Source organism: Rhodococcus sp. G6(2025), from assembly GCF_058628105.1.
Genome location: NZ_CP179750.1, coordinates 7,096,873 through 7,122,837, shown reverse-complemented (window position 1 = coordinate 7,122,837; position 25,965 = coordinate 7,096,873). Strand labels below are relative to the sequence as shown.

General features: G+C 69.0%; 23 protein-coding genes. 16 read left to right on the top strand and 7 right to left on the bottom strand.

Going from position 1 to position 25,965, the window contains the following annotated elements:
* Nucleotides 1–7 precede the first annotated feature (7 nt).
* Nucleotides 8–619 carry a malonic semialdehyde reductase gene (locus ACLIVD_RS32970; protein ID WP_491931356.1) on the top strand — a complete coding sequence of 204 codons (612 nt, stop codon included), beginning with the start codon at nucleotides 8–10 and terminating at the stop codon, nucleotides 617–619.
* 10 nt (nucleotides 620–629) lie between these two features.
* Here ACLIVD_RS32970 and ACLIVD_RS32965 read toward each other — a convergent pair whose 3' ends face one another.
* Nucleotides 630–977: a hypothetical protein gene (locus tag ACLIVD_RS32965; protein ID WP_491931355.1), complete on the bottom strand. Its 348-nt coding sequence runs from the start codon at nucleotides 975–977 to the stop codon at nucleotides 630–632.
* Between the two features lie 293 nt (nucleotides 978–1,270).
* Here ACLIVD_RS32965 and ACLIVD_RS32960 point away from each other — a divergent pair, with 293 nt between their 5' ends.
* From ACLIVD_RS32960 to ACLIVD_RS32950, 3 genes are all read left to right on the top strand, one after another.
* Complete coding sequence (locus ACLIVD_RS32960; protein ID WP_491931354.1) at nucleotides 1,271–5,749, top strand: AAA domain-containing protein; 4,479 nt, start codon at nucleotides 1,271–1,273, stop codon at nucleotides 5,747–5,749.
* Between the two features lie 90 nt (nucleotides 5,750–5,839).
* Nucleotides 5,840–7,471: a transposase gene (locus ACLIVD_RS32955; protein ID WP_491932876.1), complete on the top strand. Its 1,632-nt coding sequence runs from the start codon at nucleotides 5,840–5,842 to the stop codon at nucleotides 7,469–7,471.
* A 123-nt stretch (nucleotides 7,472–7,594) separates the two neighbouring features.
* The gene (locus ACLIVD_RS32950) at nucleotides 7,595–8,485 is read left to right on the top strand and encodes a Vgb family protein (protein ID WP_283332161.1); all 891 of its coding nucleotides are present in this window, start codon (nucleotides 7,595–7,597) and stop codon (nucleotides 8,483–8,485) included.
* A 44-nt stretch (nucleotides 8,486–8,529) separates the two neighbouring features.
* Here the strand turns inward: ACLIVD_RS32950 and paaI are convergent, their stop codons facing one another.
* From paaI to paaZ, 3 genes are read right to left on the bottom strand one after another with little or no spacing between them, the layout of a single operon-like run.
* The gene (gene paaI / locus ACLIVD_RS32945; RefSeq protein WP_283332160.1) at nucleotides 8,530–8,943 is read right to left on the bottom strand and encodes a hydroxyphenylacetyl-CoA thioesterase PaaI; all 414 of its coding nucleotides are present in this window, start codon (nucleotides 8,941–8,943) and stop codon (nucleotides 8,530–8,532) included.
* A gap of 7 nt (nucleotides 8,944–8,950) precedes the next feature.
* Nucleotides 8,951–9,268 carry an EthD family reductase gene (locus ACLIVD_RS32940; RefSeq protein WP_283332159.1) on the bottom strand — a complete coding sequence of 106 codons (318 nt, stop codon included), beginning with the start codon at nucleotides 9,266–9,268 and terminating at the stop codon, nucleotides 8,951–8,953.
* Entirely contained in the window at nucleotides 9,265–11,304 is a 2,040-nt protein-coding gene (paaZ, locus tag ACLIVD_RS32935) for a phenylacetic acid degradation bifunctional protein PaaZ (protein ID WP_491931353.1), read from the bottom strand. The genes ACLIVD_RS32940 and paaZ overlap by 4 nt, the downstream gene beginning before the upstream one ends.
* Before the next feature lie 159 nt (nucleotides 11,305–11,463).
* On the opposite strand from paaZ, the gene ACLIVD_RS32930 reads away from it, so the two are divergent.
* From ACLIVD_RS32930 to ACLIVD_RS32875, 12 genes are all read left to right on the top strand, one after another.
* Nucleotides 11,464–12,684, top strand: a complete 1,221-nt coding sequence (locus ACLIVD_RS32930) for a thiolase family protein (protein ID WP_491931352.1) — start codon at nucleotides 11,464–11,466, stop codon at nucleotides 12,682–12,684.
* Complete coding sequence (locus tag ACLIVD_RS32925; protein ID WP_491931351.1) at nucleotides 12,681–13,409, top strand: enoyl-CoA hydratase/isomerase family protein; 729 nt, start codon at nucleotides 12,681–12,683, stop codon at nucleotides 13,407–13,409. Before ACLIVD_RS32930 ends, ACLIVD_RS32925 begins: the two co-directional genes overlap by 4 nt.
* On the top strand, nucleotides 13,406–14,260 hold the full coding sequence (locus tag ACLIVD_RS32920; RefSeq protein WP_491931350.1) for a 3-hydroxyacyl-CoA dehydrogenase family protein: 855 nt from the start codon (nucleotides 13,406–13,408) through the stop codon (nucleotides 14,258–14,260). Before ACLIVD_RS32925 ends, ACLIVD_RS32920 begins: the two co-directional genes overlap by 4 nt.
* Before the next feature lie 39 nt (nucleotides 14,261–14,299).
* On the top strand, nucleotides 14,300–15,091 hold the full coding sequence (locus ACLIVD_RS32915) for an enoyl-CoA hydratase-related protein (protein WP_317569156.1): 792 nt from the start codon (nucleotides 14,300–14,302) through the stop codon (nucleotides 15,089–15,091).
* An 86-nt stretch (nucleotides 15,092–15,177) separates the two neighbouring features.
* The gene (gene paaA, locus ACLIVD_RS32910; RefSeq protein WP_491931349.1) at nucleotides 15,178–16,128 is read left to right on the top strand and encodes a 1,2-phenylacetyl-CoA epoxidase subunit PaaA; all 951 of its coding nucleotides are present in this window, start codon (nucleotides 15,178–15,180) and stop codon (nucleotides 16,126–16,128) included.
* On the top strand, nucleotides 16,125–16,493 hold the full coding sequence (paaB, locus tag ACLIVD_RS32905) for a 1,2-phenylacetyl-CoA epoxidase subunit PaaB (protein WP_491931348.1): 369 nt from the start codon (nucleotides 16,125–16,127) through the stop codon (nucleotides 16,491–16,493). Before paaA ends, paaB begins: the two co-directional genes overlap by 4 nt.
* 8 nt (nucleotides 16,494–16,501) lie before the next feature.
* Nucleotides 16,502–17,419 carry a 1,2-phenylacetyl-CoA epoxidase subunit PaaC gene (gene paaC, locus ACLIVD_RS32900; RefSeq protein ID WP_491931347.1) on the top strand — a complete coding sequence of 306 codons (918 nt, stop codon included), beginning with the start codon at nucleotides 16,502–16,504 and terminating at the stop codon, nucleotides 17,417–17,419.
* Nucleotide 17,420: 1 nt separating this feature from the next.
* Nucleotides 17,421–17,930, top strand: a complete 510-nt coding sequence (gene paaD / locus ACLIVD_RS32895; protein WP_283351335.1) for a 1,2-phenylacetyl-CoA epoxidase subunit PaaD — start codon at nucleotides 17,421–17,423, stop codon at nucleotides 17,928–17,930.
* A 2-nt stretch (nucleotides 17,931–17,932) separates the two neighbouring features.
* A complete protein-coding gene (paaE, locus tag ACLIVD_RS32890; RefSeq protein ID WP_317569154.1) occupies nucleotides 17,933–19,030 on the top strand; it encodes a 1,2-phenylacetyl-CoA epoxidase subunit PaaE in 1,098 nt (365 codons plus the stop codon).
* Between the two features lie 32 nt (nucleotides 19,031–19,062).
* Nucleotides 19,063–20,361: a phenylacetate--CoA ligase PaaK gene (gene paaK, locus ACLIVD_RS32885; protein ID WP_491931346.1), complete on the top strand. Its 1,299-nt coding sequence runs from the start codon at nucleotides 19,063–19,065 to the stop codon at nucleotides 20,359–20,361.
* A gap of 11 nt (nucleotides 20,362–20,372) precedes the next feature.
* Complete coding sequence (locus ACLIVD_RS32880; RefSeq protein ID WP_491931345.1) at nucleotides 20,373–21,332, top strand: AraC-like ligand-binding domain-containing protein; 960 nt, start codon at nucleotides 20,373–20,375, stop codon at nucleotides 21,330–21,332.
* A gap of 70 nt (nucleotides 21,333–21,402) precedes the next feature.
* Nucleotides 21,403–22,824, top strand: coding sequence for an amidase (locus ACLIVD_RS32875; protein WP_491931344.1), 1,422 nt, complete (start codon nucleotides 21,403–21,405; stop codon nucleotides 22,822–22,824).
* Between the two features lie 16 nt (nucleotides 22,825–22,840).
* Here ACLIVD_RS32875 and ACLIVD_RS32870 read toward each other — a convergent pair whose 3' ends face one another.
* From ACLIVD_RS32870 to ACLIVD_RS32860, 3 genes are read right to left on the bottom strand one after another with little or no spacing between them, the layout of a single operon-like run.
* Entirely contained in the window at nucleotides 22,841–24,118 is a 1,278-nt protein-coding gene (locus tag ACLIVD_RS32870) for an amidase (protein WP_491931343.1), read from the bottom strand.
* Nucleotides 24,115–25,665, bottom strand: a complete 1,551-nt coding sequence (locus ACLIVD_RS32865) for a solute symporter family protein (RefSeq protein WP_491931342.1) — start codon at nucleotides 25,663–25,665, stop codon at nucleotides 24,115–24,117. Before ACLIVD_RS32865 ends, ACLIVD_RS32870 begins: the two co-directional genes overlap by 4 nt.
* Before the next feature lie 5 nt (nucleotides 25,666–25,670).
* Nucleotides 25,671–25,964, bottom strand: a complete 294-nt coding sequence (locus tag ACLIVD_RS32860; RefSeq protein WP_491931341.1) for a DUF485 domain-containing protein — start codon at nucleotides 25,962–25,964, stop codon at nucleotides 25,671–25,673.
* Between the last annotated feature and the right edge of the window lies 1 nt (nucleotide 25,965).

The window sequence follows — 25,965 nt, the reverse complement described above, 5'->3', positions numbered from 1 at the left end:
GGAGTCGATGAGACACGCAATCTCTACAGGTAGAGGACTCGACGAGGCGGCACGTGCGCTGCTCTACACGGAAGCGCGAACCGCGAACAGCTTCGCTCCGACGCCGGTGAGCGACGAGGAACTCGCGCAGATCTGGGAACTCGCGCGCTGGGCGCCCACGGCGGCCAACACGCAGCCGCTCCGGGTCCTGTTCGTGCGCACCGACGAGGGCCGCGCTCGACTGGTCGAGCACATGAACGAGGGAAACAAGGCGAAGACCGCCTCGGCGCCCGCCGTCGCCGTCCTCGCGGTCGACCCACGTTTCCACGACCACATCCCGGCACTGCTGCCGTTCCGTCCCGAACTCCGCGACGTGTTCGAGGCGAACGAACCGATGCGCAAGCAGACCGGGGACTTCAACGCCGCCCTCCAGGCCGGCTACTTCATCCTCGCCGTGCGCTCGCTGGGTCTGGTGGCCGGCCCGATGGCCGGATTCGACGCCGAGGGAATCGACAAGGAGTTCTTCCCCGACGGCCAGTGGCATTCGACCCTCGTGGTCAACATCGGTCACCCGAGCGAGAACCCCTGGTTCGACCGGCTGCCCAGGCTCGACCCCGAAGAATCCGTCTCCTGGGCCTGACGATCCACGACTACGTGTCGTCGGGGGCGGTGCCGGATCCCCAGCTCCCGAACTGGCCCACCACGTCCCTTGTCGGCGGGCGGAGACCATAGGTGCAGTCGGCGGGCCGGGGGTCGGGCACGAACGTCCACAGGAGCGGTTTGCCCAGTGCCGCAGCCTGTTCGAGGTGCCGGGCGAGGCCGTTCCACTGATCGGCGGGCAGCGGAACGCCGTCGGCGCCGTCGAAGAAATCACGCAGCACCTGTGCCGCGCCGGGCTCGCACGAGCGCGTCCAGTCCTGGAAGCTCGTCAGCGTGCGGGGAGCGCCGGGTGTCATCGTCGTCCAGCCGTCCACGTACCGCTGCCTGTCCTTGAACACTCCGTCCCCGCCGTGACCCGGGCCCCGGCGCCGGGGCTGCAGCCGACACGGAGCCACCTCCCAGCGTCGTCGGTGCGACGGTCGCGATCACCGCGGCGAGCGTCGTGATCCGCGGGACCGTGATGGACGAACAGTAGCGACCGGTCGGTACGAATGGAGGCCCGATCTGCACCCCGAGCGACCGTCCAGTCCCTCTGCCAGGGGATGACGCCTCGAACTTCACCCCCTCGACCCGATAGTGTGCACGGCGGGGGCAAGCGCACGTCATCACCGAGAATTCGCAGAGGTTTACATTGTCGAGTCCCGAAAACGACGCCGAGCTCGCAGGCCGCGTCCAGCGCCTGCTGCAGTTCCTGCGCGAGATCGTCAGGGCTCGCACGAAGCCGGTTCTCCGCGTCGACCAGCACGAACAGGTTGAATGGCTGCATCAGGACGGCCGGACGATCCAACTCGATTCCGACGCCGCGCAGGGCGACATCGTCCTGCGCGTGCCCCTCATCGGCGTCGAGGATCCGCCGGAACTGCCCACGGTCCTGGCCGGCTGGGTGGACGCTGCGGCCCGCTCCGACAGCTCGCGTTCCGATCTCGAACTGAACGCGTCCGACGCCTACGCCGAGGACTCCGACGAGGAATACGACGTGCGCCGCGCGTACGACGTCCGGCAGGCGTTCGACGCTTACGTGCCGCGCTGGCAGGCGTGGGCGAAGGCAGACCGTGAGCGTCGTCCGCACGCCGATCTGTACCAGTCGCTGCAGCGGATGCTGCAGGAGCTGAACGCCCGACCCGAGTCGATCGAACTCGTCGTCGCGTCCGGTCTGCTGACCCTGGCGGGCGCAGGCCCGGACGGCGTCCAGACCCACCTGGTCACCCAGTCGGCGAGCATCCACCGCGATCCCCGGACCGGCGACCTGCTGGTGCGGCTGATCGCGGGCTCCCAGCCCCGGCTCGAAGACTCCCAGCTGTTCACCGGACTCGACGTCTACGACAGCGCGCACGCGATGCCGCTGCAGAAGCAACTGCAGGACACCGCCGTGTCGCCGCTGAGCGACGGCGTTCGCGCCCTGCTCGCGGAGTGGGCGCCGAAGTCGCTGATGACGACTGTCACGATGCGGGACGGCCTCCGGCCACCCGACACCGACGCCGACGGCACCCTCACGCTGTCGCCCGCCCTGGTCCTGCGCAAGCGCAGTGCCTTCGCGCTGGTCGAGTACTACGAGCAGATGATCTCCCACCTCGAACGCGACGGCGCGACCGTTCCGCTCGGGCTCGCGCAGCTGGTCGAGGCGATCGAACCGGCAGACCGGCTGTCGTGGCTCGAGCGCACCGGCGCTGCCACCTCGTCGACGCTCGCCGAAGACCCGCTCTTCCCGCTCCCGGCCAACGCCGAGCAGTCGCAGATCATCGAGCGGCTCGGCGGGGACAGCGGAGTGGTGGTCGAAGGGCCGCCCGGCACGGGCAAGACCCACACCATCGCCAACCTGGTGTCGGCGCTGCTCGCGCGCGGCCAGCGGGTGCTCGTCACGAGCGAGAAGGCGCAGGCGCTCCGGGTGCTGAGGGACAAGCTCCCGCCCGAGATGCAGGAACTGTGCGTCTCCATCACCGATCTGTCCCGCGGCGGCTCCGACGAGCTCACCCGCAGCGTCGCGACGATCGCCGAACGGAAGTCGTCGTTCAACCCGCACAGCGAGGGCCAGAAGATCGCCGATCTCCGCGCCCAGCGGGACGAGGCCGTGCAGAAGCGGGCCGTCGTACTCGAGCAGGTGAAGGCGCTGCGCGAGTCCGAGACCTACCTCCACGACGCTGTCGCGGACGGCTACGAGGGCACCGCCGCCACCATCGTCCGCAAGGTCATGGGTCTGCAGGACGCCTTCGAGTGGCTTCCCGGTCCGCTGCTGAGCGAGCAGCCGCCCCTCACCGGCACCGAGGTCGAGACGCTGCGCCGGCTGTCGGTGACGGCGTCCCCCGAACGGGCGCAGCGGTCCCGTCAGACGCTTCCCGCGCTCGACTCGCTGCTGCCCAACCGGGCCGAACTCGAACGGCTCTGCTCGCGGGCCTCGACCAGCGTCCCCATCGACACCCCGCAGTCGGCGCATCTGCTCGAGGTCCTCGGGGGTGTCGACCCCGAGACGGCGTACACGGTTCGCCGGCACTGCAAGGAATTGCAGGCGCGGGCACACGACGTCCTCGACCTCGACGGCCAGTTCCAGGGCCTCGCCGACACCGTCCTCTCCGGCCGGGCGACGCACCTGTGGGGTCGTCTGGACGCCCTGCCCGCGATCGTCGAGGCGGCCGCGGCCGCCGACCGCTACATCGGTGCGCACGACGTCCAGTGCGCCGTCATGACCCGACCGGCGCTGCAGGCGATCGGTGCGCTCGCCGTCGCGATGGAATCCGGCGCCGTCGAGTGGAAGACGCGCTTCCGTCGCAGCGACGAGCAGAAGGCCGTCGAAGAACTCGGCCTCGACGCCACCGTCGACGGTGTACCCGCCACGACCGCCGCCACCGTGCGGCTCGTGACCGAGCACTTACGCGCCCACGACGCCGCGCAGACCGCCGCCACCCTGCTGGCGGACCTTCGGATTCCGGTGGACATGAACGGTTCCCGTGCCGTCCAGGTCGACAGCCTCAACATGATCGTCGGCCGGGTGGCCCGGGTGCGCGCCCTCCTCGTCGCGCGCGACGCGCTGGCCCGCGAACTGTTCGCGCTGTCCCCGAACGCGCCGCGGATCCGCACTCTTGCGGACGCCGTCGCGGTGGCCGGGGCCGCAGAAGCGATCACCACGCGCGCCGACGTGGACAGTGCCCGTGCGGAACTCGACGCCATCGTCTCGGCAGTCTCCACCGAGGTCGACGCGGGACCGTCGCCGGAAGGCACCGCCCTGGTGGCGGCACTCGATCAGGCCGACAACGAGGCCCTGTCGGATGCCCTCTCCCGGTACGCGATCGCCCGCGTCGAGCAGCAGGATCAGCGGCTGTTCGACGAACTGTCCGACAAACTCTCACCCGTCGCCCCGGCGCTGTACGAACTGGTGCGCAGGACGGCGGCGCTCACCGAGTGGGACGAGATGAGCTGGCAGATGTCGGAGGCCTGGGCGTGGCGCCGTGCCCGCCAATGGGTCACCGAGCAGCACCGTGCCGGTCGTGAGCAGGAGCTGGAAGCCGAACTCAACGCCGTCGACGCGGATCTCGCGCACCTGACGGCGCGGCTCGCGGCGGCCACCGCCTGGCGCGACTGCCTCGAACACCTGACGGCAGATCAGGTGCGGGCACTGCAGACGTACCGCGAGCACATCTCCAGCATCGGTGCCGGCGCCGGGAAGTACGCCGAGAAGTACCGCAGCGCAGCACGATCCGCGATGGGCGAGGCGCAGGGCGCGGTGCCCGCGTGGGTGATGCCGCTGCAGCAGGTGCTCGCGTCGATCCCGCCCGTGCCGGGCAGCTTCGACGTCGTCATCGTCGACGAGGCGAGCCAGGCCGACATCACCAACCTGTTCCTGCTGTGGCTGGCGCCGCGGGTGATCGTTGTCGGCGACGACAAGCAGTGCGCACCCGCCGACATCCCCACCACCGGCACCCTCGACGACGTGTTCACGCGGCTCGACGCCTACCTGCCGGACCTTCCGGAGTACGTCCAGGCCACGCTCACGCCGCGGTCGAGCCTGTTCTCGATCCTGCGCACCAGCTTCGGTCAGGTGGTCCGGCTCCGCGAGCACTTCCGCTCGATGCCCGAGATCATCAACTGGTCGAGCACCCAATTCTACGGCGAACTGCCGCTGGTCCCGGTGCGGCAGTTCGGCGCGGACCGGCTTCCGCCGCTGAAACATACGTACGTATCCGAGGCCACCGTGTCAGGCAAGGACGCGACACTCACCAACCACGTCGAGGCCGCCGCCCTCGTCGACCAGCTCATCGAATGCCTCGTCGACCCTCGCTACGACGGCAAGACGTTCGGAATCGTCGTGTTGCAGGGGCAGTCCCAGGTCGACGCCATCCGGACCGAACTCGTCAAACGCATCGGCATCGAACAGTGGGAACAGCGGCGACTCCGGGTCGGGACGCCGCCCGACTTCCAGGGCGACGAACGAAGCGTCGTCTTCCTGTCGATGGTCGTGGGACCCGAGCAGAACTTCGCACCGCTGACGGCGAACCAGTACAAGCGGCGGTTCAACGTCGCGGCGTCACGGGCGCAGGACCAGCTGTGGCTGTTCCACTCCGTGACCGTCGACGAACTGAAGCGGGCCGACCTGCGCAACTCCCTGCTCAGCTACATGATGTCGACGTCGCCGGCGCCGGCCGACCCCATGCCGCAGGACGTCGACCGCGACACCCGGATCCCGCCGTTCGACAATCTGCTCGAGCAGCGGGTGTTCAACGACATCGCCGAACGCGGCTACCACGTCAATTCGCAAGTCGAGGTGAACAATCGGCGCATCGACCTCGTCGTCACCGGCGGCACCATGAGACTCGCCGTCGAATGCGACGGCGACGCGTTCTCGACCACCCCGGAACAGCGGATCGCGGACCTCGAACGCGAGCAGGAACTCAAACGGTGCGGCTGGACGTTCTGGCGCGTCCGGGAGTCGGAGTACTACCTCGACCCGAAGGCTGCCCTGTCGAGTCTGTGGGAGACTCTGGACAACCTCGGCATCGCGCCGCACGCGGTGGATCACGCGATCGCCATCGAGGCGGCCGCCGCCGAGCGGGCAGCGCGCGACGCCGCCGCGTCCGAGCGCGGAAAGCACGCGGCCCCCATAGGCGCTTCGCGCCCGTGAGTACTTATTAACGTCCCGGGGGCTGTTTCAAATTTCCGGGTCGGGGTCTCCGCGTGCCGCGGCGCCCCGACCTGATGTTTCTTGGATAATGTGTTGGTGGCCAAGGGGTATCGACCGGTGAATCGTGATCAGCAGTTTTTGTTGCCACCGGACATGCGGGAGTGGGTGCCGCCCACGCATCCGGTGTGGACGGTGATCGAGATCGTCGACACCCATCTCGACACCAGCGCTTTTCACGGCTCTCGCCGCACCGGGGGTGCCGGGCGCGCCGGGTACGACCCGGACATGCTGGTGACCCTGCTGATCTGGGCGTGGTCGCGGGGGGTGCGGTCGTCGCGGCAGATCGAGCGGGCCTGCTCGGAGGTGGTGTCCTACCGGGTGATCTGCGCCGGCGACACCCCCGATCACGTGACGATCTCACGGTTCCGCAAGGACAACCACACCGCCTGCGAGGCCCTGTTCACGCAGGTCCTGATCCTGGCCGCACGGTTGGGTCTGGGCCGACTCGAGACGATCGCGTTGGACGGGGTGAAGATCGCCTCGAACGCATCGAAGGACGCCAACCGCACCGAGGACGGGCTGCGCCGGGCAGCCGAGGCCGAGGCCGCGCGGATCGCCGCCGCCGCGGTGGCCGCGCACGCCGCCACCGATGACGCCGATGACGACCTCTACGGCGAGGACGATCCGGGCCCGGGACAGGTGCCGGCGGAGTTGGCCGATCCCAGCACCCGCTCGGCCCGGATCGCCGAGGCATTGGCCCAGCTCGACGCGGAGAAGGACGCCGAACGGTGCGAGCGGGACCAGAAGGCGCAGGACTATCTGGCCCGGCTCGACGCGGGCCAGACGGTGATGGGCCGGGTGCCGGTCGGGGCCGAGGTCGCCGCCGCCGAGCGGCGTCTGGCCGAGGCGGTCGCCGCCCAGCACGCGGTGATCGAGCGGTTCCAGGGTGGCACCGAGGCCGGGGGCGGGGGCACCCGGTTCGCACCGAAACCGGTCGAGAAGCACCACCTGGTCCGGCGCCGGCGCACCGAACTCGACACCGCCCTCCGCAAACAGGGTGAGCGCACCGCCGCCGCCGGGCAGCGGCGCCGCAACACCACCGATCCCGATTCGCGGTTGCAGCCGCTGCGCGGCGGCGGCTGGGTGCAGGGCTACAACTGTCAGGCCTTCACCAGCGAGGACGGGTTGATCCTGGCCACCGGGGTCGGGACCGGCCCGGCGGACTACGACTATTTCCCCGAGATGGTCGACAAGGCCGGGGCGGCCGCGCACCTGATCGACACCACCCGACGTGGGAAGGAACCGACCGGCACGAGCCCGGAGGAGCTGATCGGGGTGATGCTCTTCGACGCCGGCTACTGCTCCCGCGAGAACCTCACCGCGCCGGGCCCGGACCGGTTGATCGCCACCGGCAAATCCCGTCACCTCGAGGCCGCCGCCACCGCTGATCCGGTCACCGGACCGCCACCGCCGCAAGCGGATCCGATCCAGGCCATGACCCACCGGCTGCGCACCGAGGCCGGTATCGCCACCTACCGCAAACGCTCACCCATCGCCGAAACCGTGTTCGGGCACGCCAAACACAACCTCGGATTCCGCCGCTTCACCAGCCGCGGCCTCGACCGCGCCCGCAGCGAATGGGCGTTCCACGCCGCCGTGCACAACCTCGGCAAGATCCTCACCCACCTGACCGGCGGCACCCCGCTCCCGGCCACCCCCTGACCCGGCGGGGGCCACCCCCGCACCGGCACCCACCTCGGCACGAGACACCCGCACCCGGACCGCCCTCACTCAATTCCGCAACAGCCCCCCCGCGGTTAACAAGTACTCACAGGTGCGGAGCGCATGAGAATCCAGGAGTTCGCCGTCTCCGACGAGAAGTCGGGGCCGTACGCGATCACGGCCGGGCCCGACCAGGCCTTGTGGGTGACGCTCGTCCACGCCGGTCGGATCGCGCGCCTCACCGTCGACGGTGAAGTCGCGACGTTTCCGCTCGACACCGCGGAGTGTGGGCCCACCATCATCACGCCGGGCCCGGACGAGGCCTTGTGGTTCACACGATTCCGCGACCACCGGATCGGGCGGATGACGTCGAACGGAGCGATCGATTCCTTCCCGATCCCGACCCCGGACAGCGGTCCGTTCGGGATCGTCGCCGGCCCGGACGGTGCCCTGTGGTTCACCGAGACGAATGCCGACCGGATCGGGCGGATCACCACTGACGGGCAGATCACCGAGTTTCCTCTGCCCACGGACGGCGGGTTCCCTTCGGCGATCACGCTGGGTCCGGACGACGCACTGTGGTTCACCCTCAACCAGGCGAACGCGATCGGCCGTATCGATCTCGACGGCAACGTCGCGGTGCATTCTCTGCCCACGCCCGCCGCCGGGCCGGTGGGGATCACCCGCGGGACCGACGACGCGCTGTGGTTCGTCGAGATCGGCGCCGGGCAGATCGGCCGGATCTCCGTCCACGGCCGGATCGACGAGTTCGCACTCCTGGACCGCTCGGCCCGACCTCACGCCGTCGTCGCCGACCCCGACGGCGGTTGCTGGTTCACCGAATGGGGCGCAAACCGCATCGGACACATCGGGCCGGACGGCGACATCACCGAATACGACCTGCCGACACCGTCTTCGGAGCCGCACGGGATCGCCGTGGGACCGGACGGTGCAGTCTGGGTCGCGCTGGAGATCGGACTTGTCGCGTGCCTGCGGCCCGTGAGTACTTATTAACGTCCCGTGGTTAACAAGTACTCACAGGTGCGGAGCGCACATGCTCACGGGCGCGGCTGCGCACGACTGTCGCCGCGGAACTCGGCGATGACGTCGTCGCCGCGCCGGACGGTGACGTCGTAGATGCCGTTGCGCCCGAATCGGGCCCGCTCCACGGCCTCGGCGACGAGGGTGTCGCCGAGGCGGGTGGCGGTCAGGAATCGGATGTCGGCGCGGGCGGCGACGGCGGGCGTGTCGTATCCGTTGCACGCCATCGCGAATGTGGTGTCGGCGAGGGTGAACACGAACCCGCCGTGGGTGATGCCGTGGCCGTTGACCATGGTCTCACCCACGACCATCGACGCGACTGCGTGACCGGGGCTGAGCTCGAGGATCTCGATGCCGAGCGCCTGGGACGCGTTGTCGGCTTCGAACATCTTCCGCGCGATGCGGCATTCCGCGGACGCGTCGACAGTCATGGTTCTCCTACTGGTTGTAGACGGATTCTTCTTCTTGGACGTACATGGTGACGCCGCCGGTGGCGAAGTTGCGGACGTCCTTGCCCGCCTGCTTCATCTCCTCGGACTGCAATCCGGACTTCATGGTGTCGGCGTCGGGGAAGACGAGGCTTGCGACCGCGTAGTACGGCGGCTTCCCGCCGTCGAGGGCGCTGCACTTGCCCCACGTGAAGTCGGTCAGGCCGGGGATCTTGCGGGCCAGCGGCATGTGGGTGTCGCGGTAGTAGGCGTCGAACGCCTCGGGATCATCGGGGTGGCCGTAACAGACGGCGACCTTGAAGCTCATGCGTTTTCTCCTTTGGCGACGAGGGTGAGTACGTCGTACGTTGCGACGGGATCGCCGTCCTGGTTGACGACGACTGCATCCCAACGGACTTCACCGTAGTCGGCGCTGCTGCGCGGGGTGATGAGCTTCGCGGTGAGCGTGACGGTGAGGCTGTCGTCGGCCTTGACGGGGGTGAGGAACCGGAGGTTGTCGACGCCGAAGTTGGCGAGGACGGGACCGGGATTCGGTTCGACGAACAGGCCGGCGGCGAGGGAGACGACGAGGTATCCGTGGGCGACGATGCCGCCGAACAGCGGGTTCGCGGCCGCGGCCTCGGGGTCGGTGTGGGCGTAGAAGGTGTCGCCGGTGAACTCGGCGAAGTGGTCGATGTCGGCGAGGGTGACCTGGCGGGGGCCGCCGACGATGGTGTCGCCGATCCGCAACTGAGCGAGGTTCTTCCGGAACGGGTGGATGCCGTCGTCGTTGCGCTGCGAACCGGTGACCCACTTGTTTCCGACCGCGGTCAGGATGTCGGGGGTGGCCTGGACCGCGGTGCGCTGCATGTGGTGCAGGATGCCGCGGATGCCGCCGAGTTCCTCACCGCCGCCTGCGCGTCCGGGGCCGCCGTGCACGAGGACGGGCAGGGGTGAGCCGTGGCCGGTGGATTCCTTGGCGTCGTCGCGGTTGAGGACGAGGACGCGGCCGTGGAACGGGGCGAGGCCCAGCACGATGTCGCGGGCGAGTGCGGAATCGCGGGTGACGAGGGAGGCGACGAGGCTGCCCTTGCCGCGGGCGGCGAGTTCGATGACCTCGTCGGTGCTGTCGTATCCGATGACGGTGCTGACCGGGCCGAAGGCCTCGATGTCGTGGGGTTCGGTGGCGTCCTTGTCGTCGGAGCGCAGGAGGATCGGCGGCAGGAACGCGCCCGTCGCCTTGTCGGCGCCGACGACGTCGAAGTTCTCCGGGTCGCCGACCACGATCTGCGCCGACTTGGTCAGTCCGCGGAGCGATTTCAGGACCTCGTCGCGCTGTTCCAGGCTGGCGAGCGCACCCATCGTGACGCCTTCGGCGTCGGGGGCGCCGACCACGACGCGCGACAGCCGGGCCTCGGCGGCGGCGATGACGTCGTCCATCAGTGCGGTCGGCACGAAGGCGCGCCGGATGGCGGTGCACTTCTGGCCGGCCTTCACTGTCATCTCGGTGACGAGTTGCTTGACGTAGAGGTCGAATTCCTCGCTGCCCGGTTCGACGTCGGAGCCGAGGATCGACGCGTTGAGCGAATCGGCCTCGGCGTTGAAGTGGACGCCGTCACCGACGACGTTCGGGTGCGCCCGCAGGGTGGCCGCGGTGTCGGCGGATCCGGTGAACGCCACGGAGTCCTGCCCGCCGAGGTGGTCGAGCAGCCCGCGGGCGCTCCCCGACAGCAACTGGACCGAACCCTCGGGCAGCAGCCCGGACTCGATGATGCGACGGAACACGAGCTCGGTGAGATAGGCCGACTGGCTCGCGGGCTTGACGATGGACGGGACGCCGGCGATGAACGCGGGGGCGAGCTTCTCGAGGAAGCCCCACACCGGGAAGTTGAACGCGTTGATCTGGACGGCCACGCCGCGGCGCGAGGTGTAGACGTGCTGGCCGAGGAAGGTGCCCTTCTTGCCCAGCTGCTCGAACGCGCCGTCGAGGTAGACGGTGTCGTTGGGCAGTTCCCGCCTGGCCTTGCTGGCGTAGCTGAGGAGGGTGCCGAAGCCGCCGTCGATGTCGACGCCGGAGTCGCGCTTGGTGGCGCCGGTCGAGGTGGAGAGGGCGTAGAACTCGTCCTTGCCCGCCATGAGGGTGAGGGCGAGCGCCTTGAGGGCGGCGGCGCGCTCGTGGAAGGTCAGTTTCGCGAGCGCCGGTCCGCCCACCTCGCGGGCGTAGGTCACCATCTCGCCGAGGTCGAGTCCGGTCGCGGAGATGCGCGCCACCTCGGAGCCGTCGACCGCGCTCAGCAGCGGGGTTCCCTCGTCCAGCGCGGTGTACCAGCGTCCGGCGGCGTAGCTTTCCAGTAACTTGCTCACGACAACTCCATTTCACCGTACGTTCGGTCGGTTAACAGAATCGTCGCTTCCGCCGCTGGTTGTCAAGGGAGCATCGCAACTTTTTGTGCGCTACCTCCCCTTGCGTACCGACCGAAGATTCGGTTATTAATAGACGGCACCCCCGTGAAGGAGAAGACTGTGGCCGAAGTGTTTCTGGTGGACGGAGCCCGTACCCCGCAGGGTCGATACGGCGGAGCGCTCGCAGGAGTGCGCCCCGACGACCTTGCCGGTCTCGTCGTGGCAGAGGCCGCCCGCCGGGCCGGAATCCCGGGCGACGCCGTCGACGAGGTGATCCTCGGTGCCGCCAACCAGGCCGGTGAGGACAACCGGGACGTCGCCCGCATGGCCGTGCTGCTCGCGGGCCTGCCCGACAGCGTTCCCGGCTACACGGTGAACCGCCTGTGCGCGAGCGGTCTGACCGCCGTCGCGTCCGCCGCGCACACCATCCGCAGCGGCGAGGCCGACATCGTGATCGCCGGCGGCGTCGAATCGATGACCCGCGCACCCTGGGTGATGGCCAAGCCCGGCACCCCGTGGGCGCGTCCGGGGGAGGTGGCCGACACCTCGCTCGGCTGGCGCTTCACGAACCCGCGGTTCACCGCGGCAGACCGTGACGTTCCGGCCGGGGCCGGACCGGACGTCCGCAAGGTGACGTTGTCGATGGGCGAGACGGCCGAGGAGGTCGCCGCGCTCGAGGGCATCACCCGCGCCGAGAGCGACGCCTTCGCGCTGCGCAGCCAGGAGCGGGCGATCGCGGCGGTGGACGCCGGCCGGTTCGCCCGTGAGATCGTGCCCGTGCCGGTGCGCGATGGTGAACTGACCGCCGACGAAACCCCCAGGCGGGGAACCACGCTGGAGAAGCTGGGTTCGCTGAAACCGGTGTTCCGCACCGGCGGCATCGTGACAGCCGGCTCGTCGTCGTCCCTCTCGGACGGCGCCGCGGCCCTGGTCGTCGCGAGCGAGGCTGCGGTGGAGAAGTACGGTCTGACCGTCCGCGGCCGCATCGCCACCAGCGCCAGCGCGGGCATCGCCCCCAACGTCATGGGTCTGGGCCCGGTCCCGGCCACCCGCAAGGCCCTCGCCCGCGCCAACTGGTCGATCTCCGACCTCGGCGCCGCCGAACTCAACGAGGCCTTCGCGGCGCAGTCGCTCGGGGTGATCCGGCAGCTGAAGCTGGACGAGTCGATCGTCAACGCGGACGGCGGCGCCATCGCACTCGGCCACCCGCTGGGCTGCTCGGGTGCGCGGATCCTGCTGACGCTGCTCGGCCGGATGGAACGCGAAGGCGCCCGCCGCGGGCTGGCCACGCTGTGCGTGGGCGTCGGCCAGGGCGTCGCGATGCTGATCGAGGCGCCGTGAACACACTGAAGATCGAGGACCGCGACGACCGCATGGTGGTCACGCTGTACCGTCCCGCGCAGCGCAACGCGATCAACGCGGAGATGATCGGCGAACTGCACCAGGTGTGCGCCGCGCTGGAGGCGACGCCGAAGCCGATGTTGCTGACCGGCGAGGGCGACCACTTCGCCGGTGGCGCCGACATCGCCGAACTGCGTGAACGTGGCCGCGACGAGGCGTTCGCCGGCATCAACCGCAATCTGTTCGACCGCATCGCGAAGCTGCCGCTGCCCACCGTCGCGGCGGTGAGCGGGTACGCGCTCGGCGGCGGCGCCGAACTGTCCTACGCGTGCGACATCCGCATCGCCACCGAGACCGCGGTCTTCGGGAACCCGGAGCCGGGGCTGGGGATCATGGCCGCGGCCGGGGCCAGTTACCGGTTGCCCGAGTTGGTCGGCACGTCCGTCGCCAAGCAGGTTCTGCTCGGCGGCCGGAACCTCGACGCGCGGGACGCGCTGCGCAGCGGACTCGTCATGAGTGTCGTCGCCCCCGGCGAGCACATCGATGCAGCGCACAAGGTCATCGACCGCATCACGCGGTCGGCGCCGCTGGCGCTCAAGCTCACGAAGATGATCGTCGACGCACCGGGCTCGCACCCGTTCGCCGACGACATCGCCCAGGCGGTGCTGTTCGAGAGCCGCGACAAACACGACCGCATGACTGCGTTTCTGGAGAAGAGAAAATGACGAGCACGGCACCGAAGAACGTCGGAGTGGTCGGCGGCGGCCGGATGGGCGCGGGTATCGCGCAGGTCTTCGCGACCCTCGGCTCCACCGTCACCATCGCCGAGAGCGGCGACCGGCAGGCGGCGCTGAGGCGGGTGTCCGACGGACTGGACCGCGCGCACGAACGCGGCAAGCTCGGCGACGTCGATCCCGCGACGATCCTCGGACGGGTGTCCACGGTGGCCGCCCCCGATGCGCTCCCGCCGGCCCTGGATCTGGTGGTCGAGGCGGTGCCGGAGTTGGTGGACCTCAAGCTGTCCGTGCTCTCGCTCGTCGAGAAGACGGTCGACCCGTCGACGGTGATCGCCAGCAACACCAGTTCGATCTCCATCGCCGGCCTCGGGGCGGCGCTGAATGACCCGGCGCGGCTGATCGGCATGCATTTCTTCAATCCGGTTCCGGCGTCGACGCTCGTCGAGATCGTCCGCGCGCCCGCCACCGACTCCGGTGTCGTCGAGAAGGTCCGGGAGTGGGTGGCCCAGCTCGGCAAGACCGAGGTGCTGGTGAACGATTCCCCGGGCTTCGCGACCAGCCGTCTGGGCGTGTGCCTCGGGCTCGAGGCGATCCGGATGCTCGAGGAAGGCGTCGCCGACGCCGAGTCCATCGACCGGGCCATGGAACTGGGCTACCGCCACCCGATGGGACCGCTGCGGTCCACCGATCTGGTCGGACTCGACGTCCGGCTCGCGATCGCCGAGCACCTCGCAAAGACGCTCGGCGACCGGTTCGCGCCGCCCGCGCTGCTGCGCGAGAAGGTCGCCAACGGCGAACTCGGCCGCAAGACCGGCCAGGGGTTCTTCACCTGGTCCTGACGGGCCACCCACACCACAACCAGCAGGAGGCACATTCTCATGAGCACTGACGACGTGGTCGGACTTTCCGTGGACGCGGGACTGGCCACCATCACCCTGCGCCGTGCGGGCGCGTCCAACGCCCTGGACCGCGCGGTGAAGGAACAGTTGCTGGCGGCGGTGGAGAAGGTCGCCGCCGACGACGGCGTGCGCGCCCTGCTGCTGCAGGCGGAGGGCAAGAACTTCTGCGTCGGCCAGGACCTGGCCGAGCACGTCGCCGGGCTGGAGGCGGACGCCGCGCACGCGATGGACACCGTCGCCGAGCACTACAACCCGCTGCTCCGGGCGCTGGCCGCGGTCCGCGTCCCGGTCGTCGTCGCGGTCGGCGGCGCCTGCGTGGGGGCGGGGCTGGGCATCGCCCTGGCCGCCGACATCCGGATTGCGGGGGAGGGCGCCAAGTTCGCCACGGCGTTCACGGGGATCGCGCTGGCCGGTGACTCCGGGCTGAGTCACACCCTGGTGCAGGCGCTCGGGCCGAGCCGGGCGACCGGGCTGATGATGCTCGGCGACCGGTTCACGGCGGCGCAGGCGCTGGACTGGGGGCTGGTGCACCGGGTGGTGCCCGACGCCGAACTCGGGGACGCGGCCGCCGCGCTGGCGCGGAAGCTGGCCGACGGTCCGACGGCGGCGTATGCGCAGGTCAAGACGCTGGTCTCGGCGGCGTCCACCGGGCTGGCGGAGGCGCTCGAACGGGAGCGTGAGGCCGCGGAGCAGCTCGGCCGGTCGAAGGACCACCGCAGCGCGGTCGACGCGTTCCTCGCGAAGCGTACGCCCGCCTTCGAAGGCCACTGACGTAATTCGGCTCCCGCCCTTGTGTGGGCGGGGGCTGACATGCATACTTGATACCAACCGATCATTCGGTAATAGAGGTAGGACATATGACCACGTCACACGGTTCCGATGAGCTGCAAGAGCTCTTCGATGACACCATCGCAGCCGACCAGAGGGTCGAGCCGAGGGACTGGATGCCCGACGGCTACCGCAAGACTCTGATCCGGCAGATCGCGCAGCACGCGCATTCGGAGATCATCGGCATGCAACCGGAGGGCAACTGGCTCACTCGCGCGCCGTCGCTGCGCCGCAAGGCGATCCTCATGGCGAAGGTTCAGGACGAGGCCGGGCACGGCCTGTACCTGTACTCGGCCGCCGAGACGCTCGGAGCCGATCGCGCCGACCTCACCGAGAAGCTGATCGAGGGCAAGCAGAAGTACTCCTCGATCTTCAACTACCCGACGCTGACCTACGCCGACGTCGGCGTCATCGGCTGGCTCGTCGACGGCGCCGCGATCTGCAACCAGGTTCCGTTGTGCCGCAGCTCCTTCGGGCCGTACGCGCGGGCGATGATCCGGGTGTGTAAGGAGGAGTCGTTCCACCAGCGGCAGGGCTTCGAATTGCTGATGACGATGATGCGCGGCACCGACGCCCAGCGCGAGATGGTGCAGGAGTCGGTGAACCGCTGGTGGTGGCCGGCGCTGATGATGTTCGGACCGCCGGACGACCAGTCGCCCAACTCCGAGCAGTCCATGAAGTGGCGCATCAAGCGGCACACCAACGACGAACTCCGTCAGCGGTTCGTCGACATGTCCATCCCGCAGGCCGAGGTGCTCGGCGTGACGTTCCCGGATCCGGACCTGAAGTGGAACGCCGAGCGCGGCGCTCACGACTTCGGTGAGCCCGACTGGAGCGAGTTCATGCAGGTGATCAAGGGCAACGGCGCATCGAGCGTCGAGCGCGTCGCCAACCGGCGGGCAGCACACGAGAACGGGGCGTGGGTGCGGGAGGCCGCGACGGCCTTCGCCCGCCGCGAGAGCAGCAAGGAGAACGCATGATCCCCGAGGACTACACGGCAGAGGGCGGCCACGGTGCCATCCCCACCGCTGACGTACCCACCGAACCGTCGTCGTCGAATGTCCGCGCCGACTGGCCGCTGTACGAGGTGTTCCTGCGCGGCAAGCGCGGACTCAACCACGTCCACGTCGGATCCCTGCACGCCGCCGACGACGAGATGGCCGTCCGGCACGCCCGGGACGTCTACACCCGCCGAAACGAGGGCGTGAGCATCTGGGTGGTGCGGTCCAATTCGATCGTGGCGTCCAGCCCGTCGGAGAAGGATCCCTACTTCGCGCCCAGCGGCGACAAGGTGTACCGGCACCCCACGTTCTACGAGATCCCCGACAACGTTCCCCACATGTGAGGCTGACGATGACCGACCACGACAATGCTTACGAAGGCCTCGTCGACGAAGACAGCCACGGTCAGTGGGCGTTCGGCACCAGCTTCGACGACCCCCTCGCGGGTGTCGACACCACGGTTCCGGAGGACGTCGACCTCTCCGCGCTGGCCGGCTACTGCCTGATGCTCGGTGACGATGCGCTGATCAGCTCACAGCGTCTCGCCGAGTGGAGCACGCGCGCACCGGAACTCGAGGAGGAGGTCGCGCTCGCGAACGTCGGGCTCGACCTGCTCGGTCAGGCGCGACTGCTGCTCGCCCGGGCGGCCGCGGCGGACGCGTCGGTGGTGCCGTATATCTCGGAGACGAGCCCGATTCCCGCGGAGGACGCGCTCGCGTTCTTCCGGGACGAGAATCGGTTCCGCAACACCCGGCTGGCCGAACTCGACAACGGCGACTTCGCTCAGTCGATCACGCGACTGCTGGTGTTCTCGACGTGGCGTCTCGCGCTGTTCGATCGTCTCCGCACGTCCCGGGACCCGGTCCTCGCGGCGGTCGCGGTGAAGGGCGTCAAGGAACTCACCTACCACCGCGACTACGCGGCCCGCTGGGTTGTGACGCTCGGCTGCGGCACGGAGGAGTCGAAGTCCAGGATGGAAGCGGCGCTAACCCACGTGTGGCCGTATGTCGAGGAACTGTTCGTCCCGACCACCGAGGAGCTCGCGCTCGCGGCGGTGGGGGTGGGCGTCGACCCGCGGGACGTGCGTGAGGAATTCGATTCCGTCCTCGAGCAGGTGCTGCATGCCGCCGAGCTCACCGCACCGACAGGCCGGACCGTCGGCACCGTCGGCGGCCGGGCAGGCCGGCAGGGATTGCACACCGAGTCGCTCGGACTGCTGCTCGCCGAGATGCAGAGCGTGGCCCGGGCGCACCCCGAAGGAGTGTGGTGACATGACCACCGCCGTGCGCAGCGACGCCCGTCGCCTCGCCGAATCCGTGCTCGACCCCGAGATGCCGATGCTCACGCTCGCCGATCTCGGTGTGCTGCGCGACGTCGAGGAATACGCCGACGGGTCGGTGGTCGTGACCATCACCCCCACCTATTCCGGTTGCCCCGCGATGGCCACCATGCGGGACGACATCGAGCACACCCTGCAGGACGCCGGGTTCGGCAGCGTCGAGGTCAGGACCGTCCTGTCGCCGCCGTGGAGCACGGACTGGATCAGCGAGAACGGGCTGCGCACGCTCCGCGAGAACGGCTACTCGACACCCGGTCCCGCGCCGCGGCGCACTTCGGGTCCGGTGCCGTTGACGCTCACCGTCAAGCCGCGACCCGTGGCATGCCCCAAGTGCCACTCGGCGAACACCCGGCTCGACTCGGAATTCGGGGCGACGCTGTGCAAGGCGCTCTACCGGTGCCTGGACTGCCTCGAGCCCTTCGATCACGTGAAGGAAATCTGACCATGACCACAGCGGTCTCCCCGACACCCGGCGCGGCGTTGCGCAACAGGGCGTTTCACACCCTCACCGTCGCCGACGTCGAATCCCTGTGCGACGACGCGGTCGCGGTCACGTTCGACGTGCCGGCCGAGCTCGCCGACGAGTTCGTGTTCGGTCCCGGACAGTCGCTCACGCTGCGGCGGACGATCGACGGCGTCGAACACCGCCGCTCGTACTCCATCTGCGCGCCTTCCGGTTCCGCGCCGCGGGTCGGTGTGCGCGAGGTGTCCGACGGTCTGTTCTCGACGTGGCTCGTGCACGACGTCCGCCCCGGCGACCGGATCGAGGTGCAGGGCCCGAGCGGAACGTTCGTCGCCGACCCCGCGGCCGGCGGTCGCCACGTGCTGATCGCCGCCGGATCGGGCATCACGCCGATGCTGTCGATCGCCGCATCGATGCTGGCGAACCCCGAGGCCGAAGTCGTTCTCCTGTACGGCAACCGGCGCACCCGCTCGGTGATGTTCGCCGAGGAGATCGCCGACCTCAAGGACACGTACGGGTCGCGCTTCGACATCATCCATGTTCTGTCCCGCGAGCCCCGCGAGGTCGAACTGTTCACCGGCCGTCTCGACGCCGACCGGCTCCGGGCCATCTTCGACGCCGTGGTCCCGGTGGCCGATATCGATCACTTCTGGCTGTGCGGCCCGTACGGCATGGTCACCGACGCCGAGACCGTTCTCGGCGACTTGCAGATCGACAAGAGCCGCGTGCATCACGAACTGTTCTTCGTCGACGACGTGCCCCCGCCGATGGAAACCCACCGCGAGCCCGGCGTCACCGGGCCGAGCAGTGAGGTGACGGTTGTCCTGGACGGTCGCTCGACCACCGCGACGCTGCCGCGGGACGAGTCGATCCTCGATGCCGCCGAGAAGTACCGCTCGGACCTTCCGTTCGCCTGCAAGGGCGGCGTCTGCGGAACGTGCCGCGCCAAGATCACGTGCGGTGACGTGGACATGCGCCGCAACTACGCGCTCGAGGACTACGAGGTCGACTCCGGCTTCGTGCTGACGTGCCAGACCTTCCCGGTCAGCGACAGCGTGACCGTCGATTTCGACGCCTGACCATACCCAGCCCGCACACCCCGGAGACTAGAATGACCAGTATCGCCGCCCCCTCGCAGGACATCGAGTTCGCCACGCGCGACCGGATCTCATCGCTGCAACTCGAACGCCTGCAGTGGTCACTTCTCCACGCGTACAGCAACGTTCCGCATTACCGGAAGGCGTTCGACGACGCCGGTGTGCACCCGAGTGACCTGAAGGACCTGTCCGATCTGGCGAAGTTCCCGTTCACGGCGAAGGCGGACCTGCGGGCGAACTATCCGTTCGGGATGTTCGCGGTGCCGCAGGAGAAGGTTTCGCGCATCCACGCGTCGTCCGGGACCACCGGGCGCCCGACGGTCGTCGGGTACACCACGGGCGACCTGAACAACTGGGCCGATCTGGTCGCGCGGAGCCTGCGGGCGGGTGGGGTGAAGCCGTCGGACAAGGTGCACGTCGCGTACGGGTACGGCCTGTTCACCGGTGGCCTCGGCGCGCACTACGGTGCCGAGCGGCTGGGCTGCACGGTGATCCCGATGTCCGGTGGCATGACGGACCGACAGATTCAGCTGATCGAGGACTTCGAACCCGACGCGATCATGGTGACCCCGTCGTACATGCTCACGATCGTCGACGCAATGATCAAGAAGGGCATCGATCCGGCGAAGACGTCGCTGCGGACCGGTGTGTTCGGGGCGGAGCCGTGGACCGAGGAGATGCGCACCGAACTCGAGAAGCAACTGAACATGGACGCCGTCGACATCTACGGACTGTCCGAGGTGATGGGCCCGGGTGTCGCGATGGAATGCGTCGACACCAAGGACGGCCTGCACATCTGGGAAGACCACTTCTACCCGGAGATCATCGACCCGGTCACCGGGGAGGTGCTGCCCGACGGTGAGGAGGGCGAACTCGTCTTCACGTCGCTGACCAAGGAGGCCATGCCGATCATCCGGTACCGCACCCGCGACCTCACCCGGCTGCTGCCGGGAACGGCGCGGTCGGTGCGGCGGATGCAGAAGGTCACCGGACGCACCGACGACATGATCATCCTGCGCGGGGTGAACCTCTTCCCCACCCAGATCGAGGAACTGATCCTTGCCGTGCCGGCGCTGGCACCCCAGTTCCAGTGCATCCTCGACCGCCCGGGCCGCATGGACGAGCTGACCGTGCGGGTGGAATCGCGTCCGGATGCCGTGACCGACGACCACGCGTGGGCCGCGGGTGAACTGCAGAAGCTGGTGAAGAATAGGATCGGCGTGAGCGTGAAGGTCGACGTCGTCGCTCCCGGCGACCTCGAACGCTCACTCGGTAAGGCACGTCGACTGATCGACAACCGCTCCGCTCAGTGAGGTGATCGAAGGTGCGTCTCGGTGGTGGGCCCGCGCGTGACGACGGGCAGTTCGAGCACTGGCGTCAGGCCGTCTCCACGGCATTCGTCCCGCTCGCCGTGGTGTCCACGGCGGAGGACGGACCGGGGCGCTTCACCGGGACCCTGCGCACCACCGCGCTCGGCGGGTTGCAGCTCAGCGAGGTCGGGGGACACGCGGTCGACGTCCGCCGGACCCGCACGTCGATCAAGCGGTCCGACCCCGGCCTGGTGAAGGTGGGCCTGCAACTGTCGGGCAGCGGCGTCATCGTCCAGGACGACCGCGAGGCCGTGCTCGGGCCCGGCGACTTCGCCGTCTACGACACCAGCAAGCCGTACGACCTGCACTTCGCGGGCGACTTCAGCATGTTCGTGCTGATGTTTCCCCGCGAACTACTGCGCATCGCCTCGCGGGAACTGGGCACCGTGTCGGCGCGCCGCATCCAGGGCAGCACCGGCATGGGCGCGCTCGTCTCTCCGTTCCTGACGAACCTCCACCACTCCGTCGTCACCGGCACCATGCCGACGACGCCCCTCGTCGAGGACGCGGTGCTCGACCTGCTCAGTGCCGCGGTGCAATCGGAGGCGCCCGCCGACGCCACCGCTCCCGGCGCGTCGTTGCTACTACGCGTGAGGTCATTCATCGACGCGCACCTGCACGACCCCACGCTCGACACCGCCACGGTAGCGTCCCACCACCACGTGTCGACCCGGCACCTGCAGAAGATGTTCGAGGCGGACGGACACACGGTGGCCGGGTGGATCCGTCACCGCAGGCTCGAGAAGTGCCGCCGCGATCTCAAGGACGTCCGATTCCGCGGCGACAGCATCGGAACCATCTGTGCCCGATACGGTCTCGTCAACTCGTCGCACTTCTCGCGGCTGTTCAAGGAGACGTACGGGGTCTCGCCGAGAGTCTTCCGCGAACAGGAACTGCTGTCGACCACCGCGTGACGGCGGCAGAAATTCGGTCGCGCCGCACGGCCCTCCGGGTCACACTGAATCGGTCGTCGCGACCTGAGGAGTGGGACCGCTGGAACTGCACGAGTACACCGGGCTCGACGCCGTCGGTCTGAGTGAGCTGATCCGGGCCGGTGAGGTGACGGCGACGGAGGTCGAAGCCGTTGCGCGCGTCGCGATCGCGCAGGCCGATGTGGACCTCGGCGCACTGACGGTGCCGATGTTCGATCCGGCCCTCGATCACCGCTCCGACGGTCCACTGGCGGGGGTGCCGTTCGTCATCAAGGACAGCGGCCCGTTCGCGAAGGGGGTGCCGTTCACGCTCGGTAGCCGCAGCATCCGCGGCGCGGTCGCCGGTGTGGATCACGAACTGATGTCCCGGTTCCGGTCGGCCGGACTGGTGGCGCTGGGGCAGACGACGGCGCCGGAGTTCGGACTGAACTTCGCGACGGAGCCGGTGCGGTACGGGCCGACGCGCAATCCGTGGGCGCTCGATCGGGGAACCGGCGGGTCGAGTGGCGGATCCGCCGCGCTCGTCGCCGCCGGGGCGGTTCCGCTGGCGCACGGCAACGACGGCGCCGGTTCGCTACGGGTGCCGGCGTCGTGCTGCGGGCTCGTCGGCCTGAAACCGAGCCGCGGCCGAATCCCCTGCGGCCCACTGGTCGGCGAGGCCGGGTTCGGGCACATCTACGAGTTCGCCCTCACCCGGACCATCCGCGACACGGCCCATCTGCTGGACGCCGTCGCCGCCCCGCCGGTCGGTGAAAAGTGCACCGCCCCGGCGCCGTCCGGTCGCTACGCCGACGCGATGCGCGCCGATCCCGGCCGTCTGCGGGTGGCCCTGACAACCGAACCGTGGGGCGGGAGTTCGGTCGAGACGCAGGTATCGGCGGCCACGGTCGCCGCCGGCACGATCCTCGAATGGATCGGCCACACCGTGACCGAGACGCGCCCGCACTTCGACGCGGAGGACGTCGTCGAGGCATCGACCCTCACTGCGATCGCCACGGGCGCGGCGATCCTGCGCGCTCCACGCAGGCCCGATCCCGCTCTGCTCGAAGCGGTCTCGCGGACAGTGCTGCAGGAGACCCAGGTGTTCACCGCGCTCGACGTCGCGGCAGCACTCGACGCGCAACACCGGGGCACCCGGTCGATCGGGCTGTTCTTCACCCGATTCGATCTGCTGGTGACCCCGACCGTCGCCTGGCTGCCGGTGCCGCACGGCACCCTCGACTACGACGACCCCCGGCACAGCGTGCGCTCGTGGCTACGCCGCATCTTCGAGTTCGGACCGTTCACGGCACCGTTCAACGTGTCCGGGAATCCCGCGATCAGCCTGCCGCTCGCGCTGAGCAGGGAGGGCCTCCCCATCGGCGTCCAGCTCGTCGCGGCCACCGGCAGAGAAGATCTGCTGCTGCAGGTGGCCGCGCAATTGGAGCAGGCTGCGCCGTGGAAGGATCGCCAACCGTCGATCTTCGTCGACTGACGATCTTCTGTCGTTGTCAGAGCACGGATTCCAGCCATGCGGCCGTTTCGAACAGGCGTTGCTCCGCGCCGGGACGTCCGATCAGCTGCAATCCGAGGGGAAGCCCTGCGCTGTCGCGCTTCCCTGGGATCGTGACCACCGGCAGACCCATGGCCTGCCACGGCCGACTGAGCACGGGCGTGCCCGTCGCGTCGTGCCCGGGTGGAGCGGCGCCGAGCGCCGCGGGCCCGAGGATGGCTTCGTCCTCGTCCAACGCCGCGAGCAGCAGCTGTCGGGTCTCGCTGATCCCGGCGCGGGCAGCGCGGTAGTCCGCGTCGGTGGTCGCTGCCCCCGCGGCGAACAGTTCGGCGAGAGCCGCGCTGATTCTGTCGGTCTGCGCGGCCTCGGCGGCGCGTTCTCTGGCCGCCTCGTACGCCATCACCGTGTGGTGGTGTTCCGTCAGCGCCACGATCGTTGCGGCGGCGTCCAACTCACGGCACCCGATCCCCGCCGACGCGGCGGAATCGGCGGTCGTCCTGAGCGCCGCCGTCATCCCTCGGGACACCTCGCCGAGCTCGAACCCACTCCACAGGCGAAGCCGGCTCGGCGCGGAAGGCACGAGGACGGGTGCCCGCGTGCCGTCGCGCAGCGCTGTCCACGCGAAGTGGAGATCGGGCACAGTTCGCGCCAGCAGCCCGACCGTGTCGAGACTGGGACTCAATCCGGTGATGCCCGCGGTCGGAAGTTCGCCGTGGGCGGTGACGAAACCTGCGACTCCGCAGAACGACGCCGGCCTCGTCAGCGACCCCGCGGTCTGCGTGCCGAACGCCAGCGGCACCATGCCTGCGGCCACCGCTGCCGCCGAGCCGCTCGACGACCCGCCGGGCGTGTGACCCAGGGCGCGGGGATTGCGGGTCGGGCCGGGCGTGAAATACCCGAACTCGGTGGTGACGGTCTTGCCGAACGGGAGCGCGCCGAGTGCGCGCGACCGCGCCACACAGTCGGCGTCCGTCGTCACCGGGTCCGTACTCCGCAGTTCACTGCCGCAGCGCGTCGGCATCCCGGCGACGTCGATGAGATCCTTGACGCCGACGGGCACGCCCCAGAGCGCGCCGTCCGGGCCGCCGTCCTGGATCCGGGCGGCCGCGGACCGCACCGCGTCGGCGTCGAGGTGGGCCCAGGCATGGATTTCCGGCTCGAGGTCCGCGATCCGTGCGAGTGCCGCCTCCGCCACGTCGATGGGCGTCGTCGCGCCCGTCGCCAGCTGCTCCGCCAGGTCCCGGAGTGGGCTCGGTGACCGTAGTTCCGTCTTCATTGCGTCGCCACCATCGTGTCGTCGTTCGTCGTCTCGGTCTGCCCGGTGAGCGCTCGGGTGCGCATCACCGAGAAGAGGCGATCTGCTTGCACTTTCGTCTCCCCGGACGGCGCCGACACCAGCGCGACGATGATGGACACCGCCAGCGAGAGGGGTGCCACGGCGAGTGCCGGGTTCGAGAATCCGAGAATGGAGTCCGGTCCCTGCACGACCGGGCTGAGCAGGATGACGGTGACCGACAGGACGAGCCCGACCACGATGCCGGAGATGACGGCACGCGCCGTCATGCGCTTCCAATACATGGTCAGAAGCAGTGCCGGCAGGTTCGCACATGCTGCGATGGACATGCCCAGTGACGCGAGGAATGCGACGTTCTGCTTCTGCGCCGCGAATGCGATGGCGACACCGATGACGCAGGTGGCCACCGTCGCGACACGGGCTGCGCGGTGCTGAGCCTTCGCCGACACCGATCCGTTCCTGATCACCTGCCCGTACAGGTCGTGTGCGATCGCACCGGAGGTGGCGATCACCAGGCCGGACAGTGCGGCCAGAATGGTCACGAACGCCACGGCCGCGACGAACGCCAGCAGGACTCCGCCGCCGACTGTCTCGGCGAGCTGCGCGACCGCGAGGTTACCGCCCCGATTCTCGGACTTGATCACCTCGACACCGACCAGCTTGGCGGCGCCGTAACCGAGCACGGGAACCAGCAGGTAGAAGGCGAAGAAGATCCAAATCGCCGTGTAGGCGGACGTTCTCGCCTGCTTCGCGTCCGGAACGGTGAGGAATCGGATCATCACGTGCGGCAGACCGAGCACGCCGAGGACGAGCCCGACGGTCTGCGACAACTGGTCGAACGAGGCGGCACCGGACGTACGCTGCGGCGCGACGAACGATTGCCCGAACTCGGCGAGCGCGGTGCTGAACGGGCCGAAGGGGTTGAAATCGAACCGCACCAGCACGAGAACGAACAGCACCACGGCGCAGACCATGAGAAGACCGGTCTTGATGATCTGGATCCAGCTGGTGGCGAGCATTCCACCCACCAACGTGTACGCGGTGGTGAGTGTTCCGATGATCAACACGGCCACGGCGTAGTCGAGGTCGAACAGCAACGACACCAGAAGCGCGGCACCGACCAGCTGCGACACGAGATAGACCACGCTGATCACCACCGTGCTGATCGCCATCATCGACCGCACGTCCTTGCCGGGGAACCGGGTGGCGAGGACATCCGCCAGCGTGAAGCGGCCGAGGTTGCGCAGGGGTTCCGCGATCAGCAGCATCGCGAGGACGAACGCGACGGGCACGAAGACCGCGAGGTAGAACCCGTTGAAACCGGTCAGGGCGATCGCACCGGTGACTCCGAGAAACGAGGCGGCAGAGATGAAGTCGCCGGCGATGGCGACACCGTTCTGCCTGCCGGTGAGGCTGCCGCCAGCAACGTAGTGATCGGCGGCGGACTTGTTCCTCTTGGAAGCCCACGCGGTGATCATCAGAGTGACGGCAACGAGGGCCGCGAAAAGCGATGCGGAGACGAGGTTCATGGCTGTTATCCTTTCGCCCGCGGGGCGGTCCGGGAGTCGAGTTCGGCTGCCCGCGCCATGTAGTACCGGGCCACGACGATGGCGACGACGAATTGCGCGACCGCGTAGAGCCACGCCACGGTGACACCGCTGAAGACGACGCCGTCGAGCAGCGAGGTGAACCCACCGAGGATCGGCAGGGGCAGGAACAGTGCGAGGACCAGGGCGCTGAGACGAAACGTCAAGGCGGCACGCGTGTCTGCGAGCGCCTGCAGGTCGGAATTCTGTGGGACTTCTCCGGGCGGGGACGAGGTGACCATG

Bases quoted from the DNA above. Each gene is read 5' to 3' on its own strand.
- ACLIVD_RS32865 (WP_491931342.1), bottom strand. From the start codon at position 25,665: ATGAACCTCGTCTCCGCATCGCTTTTCGCGGCCCTCGTTGCCGTCACT.
- paaD (WP_283351335.1), top strand. From the start codon at position 17,421: ATGACCACCGCCGTGCGCAGCGACGCCCGTCGCCTCGCCGAATCCGTG.
- ACLIVD_RS32870 (WP_491931343.1), bottom strand. From the start codon at position 24,118: ATGAAGACGGAACTACGGTCACCGAGCCCACTCCGGGACCTGGCGGAG.
- paaB (WP_491931348.1), top strand. From the start codon at position 16,125: ATGATCCCCGAGGACTACACGGCAGAGGGCGGCCACGGTGCCATCCCC.
- ACLIVD_RS32915 (WP_317569156.1), top strand. From the start codon at position 14,300: ATGAGCACTGACGACGTGGTCGGACTTTCCGTGGACGCGGGACTGGCC.
- ACLIVD_RS32860 (WP_491931341.1), bottom strand. From the start codon at position 25,964: ATGGTCACCTCGTCCCCGCCCGGAGAAGTCCCACAGAATTCCGACCTG.
- paaE (WP_317569154.1), top strand. From the start codon at position 17,933: ATGACCACAGCGGTCTCCCCGACACCCGGCGCGGCGTTGCGCAACAGG.
- paaA (WP_491931349.1), top strand. From the start codon at position 15,178: ATGACCACGTCACACGGTTCCGATGAGCTGCAAGAGCTCTTCGATGAC.
- ACLIVD_RS32970 (WP_491931356.1), top strand. From the start codon at position 8: ATGAGACACGCAATCTCTACAGGTAGAGGACTCGACGAGGCGGCACGT.
- ACLIVD_RS32950 (WP_283332161.1), top strand. From the start codon at position 7,595: ATGAGAATCCAGGAGTTCGCCGTCTCCGACGAGAAGTCGGGGCCGTAC.
- ACLIVD_RS32920 (WP_491931350.1), top strand. From the start codon at position 13,406: ATGACGAGCACGGCACCGAAGAACGTCGGAGTGGTCGGCGGCGGCCGG.
- paaI (WP_283332160.1), bottom strand. From the start codon at position 8,943: ATGACTGTCGACGCGTCCGCGGAATGCCGCATCGCGCGGAAGATGTTC.
- ACLIVD_RS32940 (WP_283332159.1), bottom strand. From the start codon at position 9,268: ATGAGCTTCAAGGTCGCCGTCTGTTACGGCCACCCCGATGATCCCGAG.
- paaK (WP_491931346.1), top strand. From the start codon at position 19,063: ATGACCAGTATCGCCGCCCCCTCGCAGGACATCGAGTTCGCCACGCGC.
- paaC (WP_491931347.1), top strand. From the start codon at position 16,502: ATGACCGACCACGACAATGCTTACGAAGGCCTCGTCGACGAAGACAGC.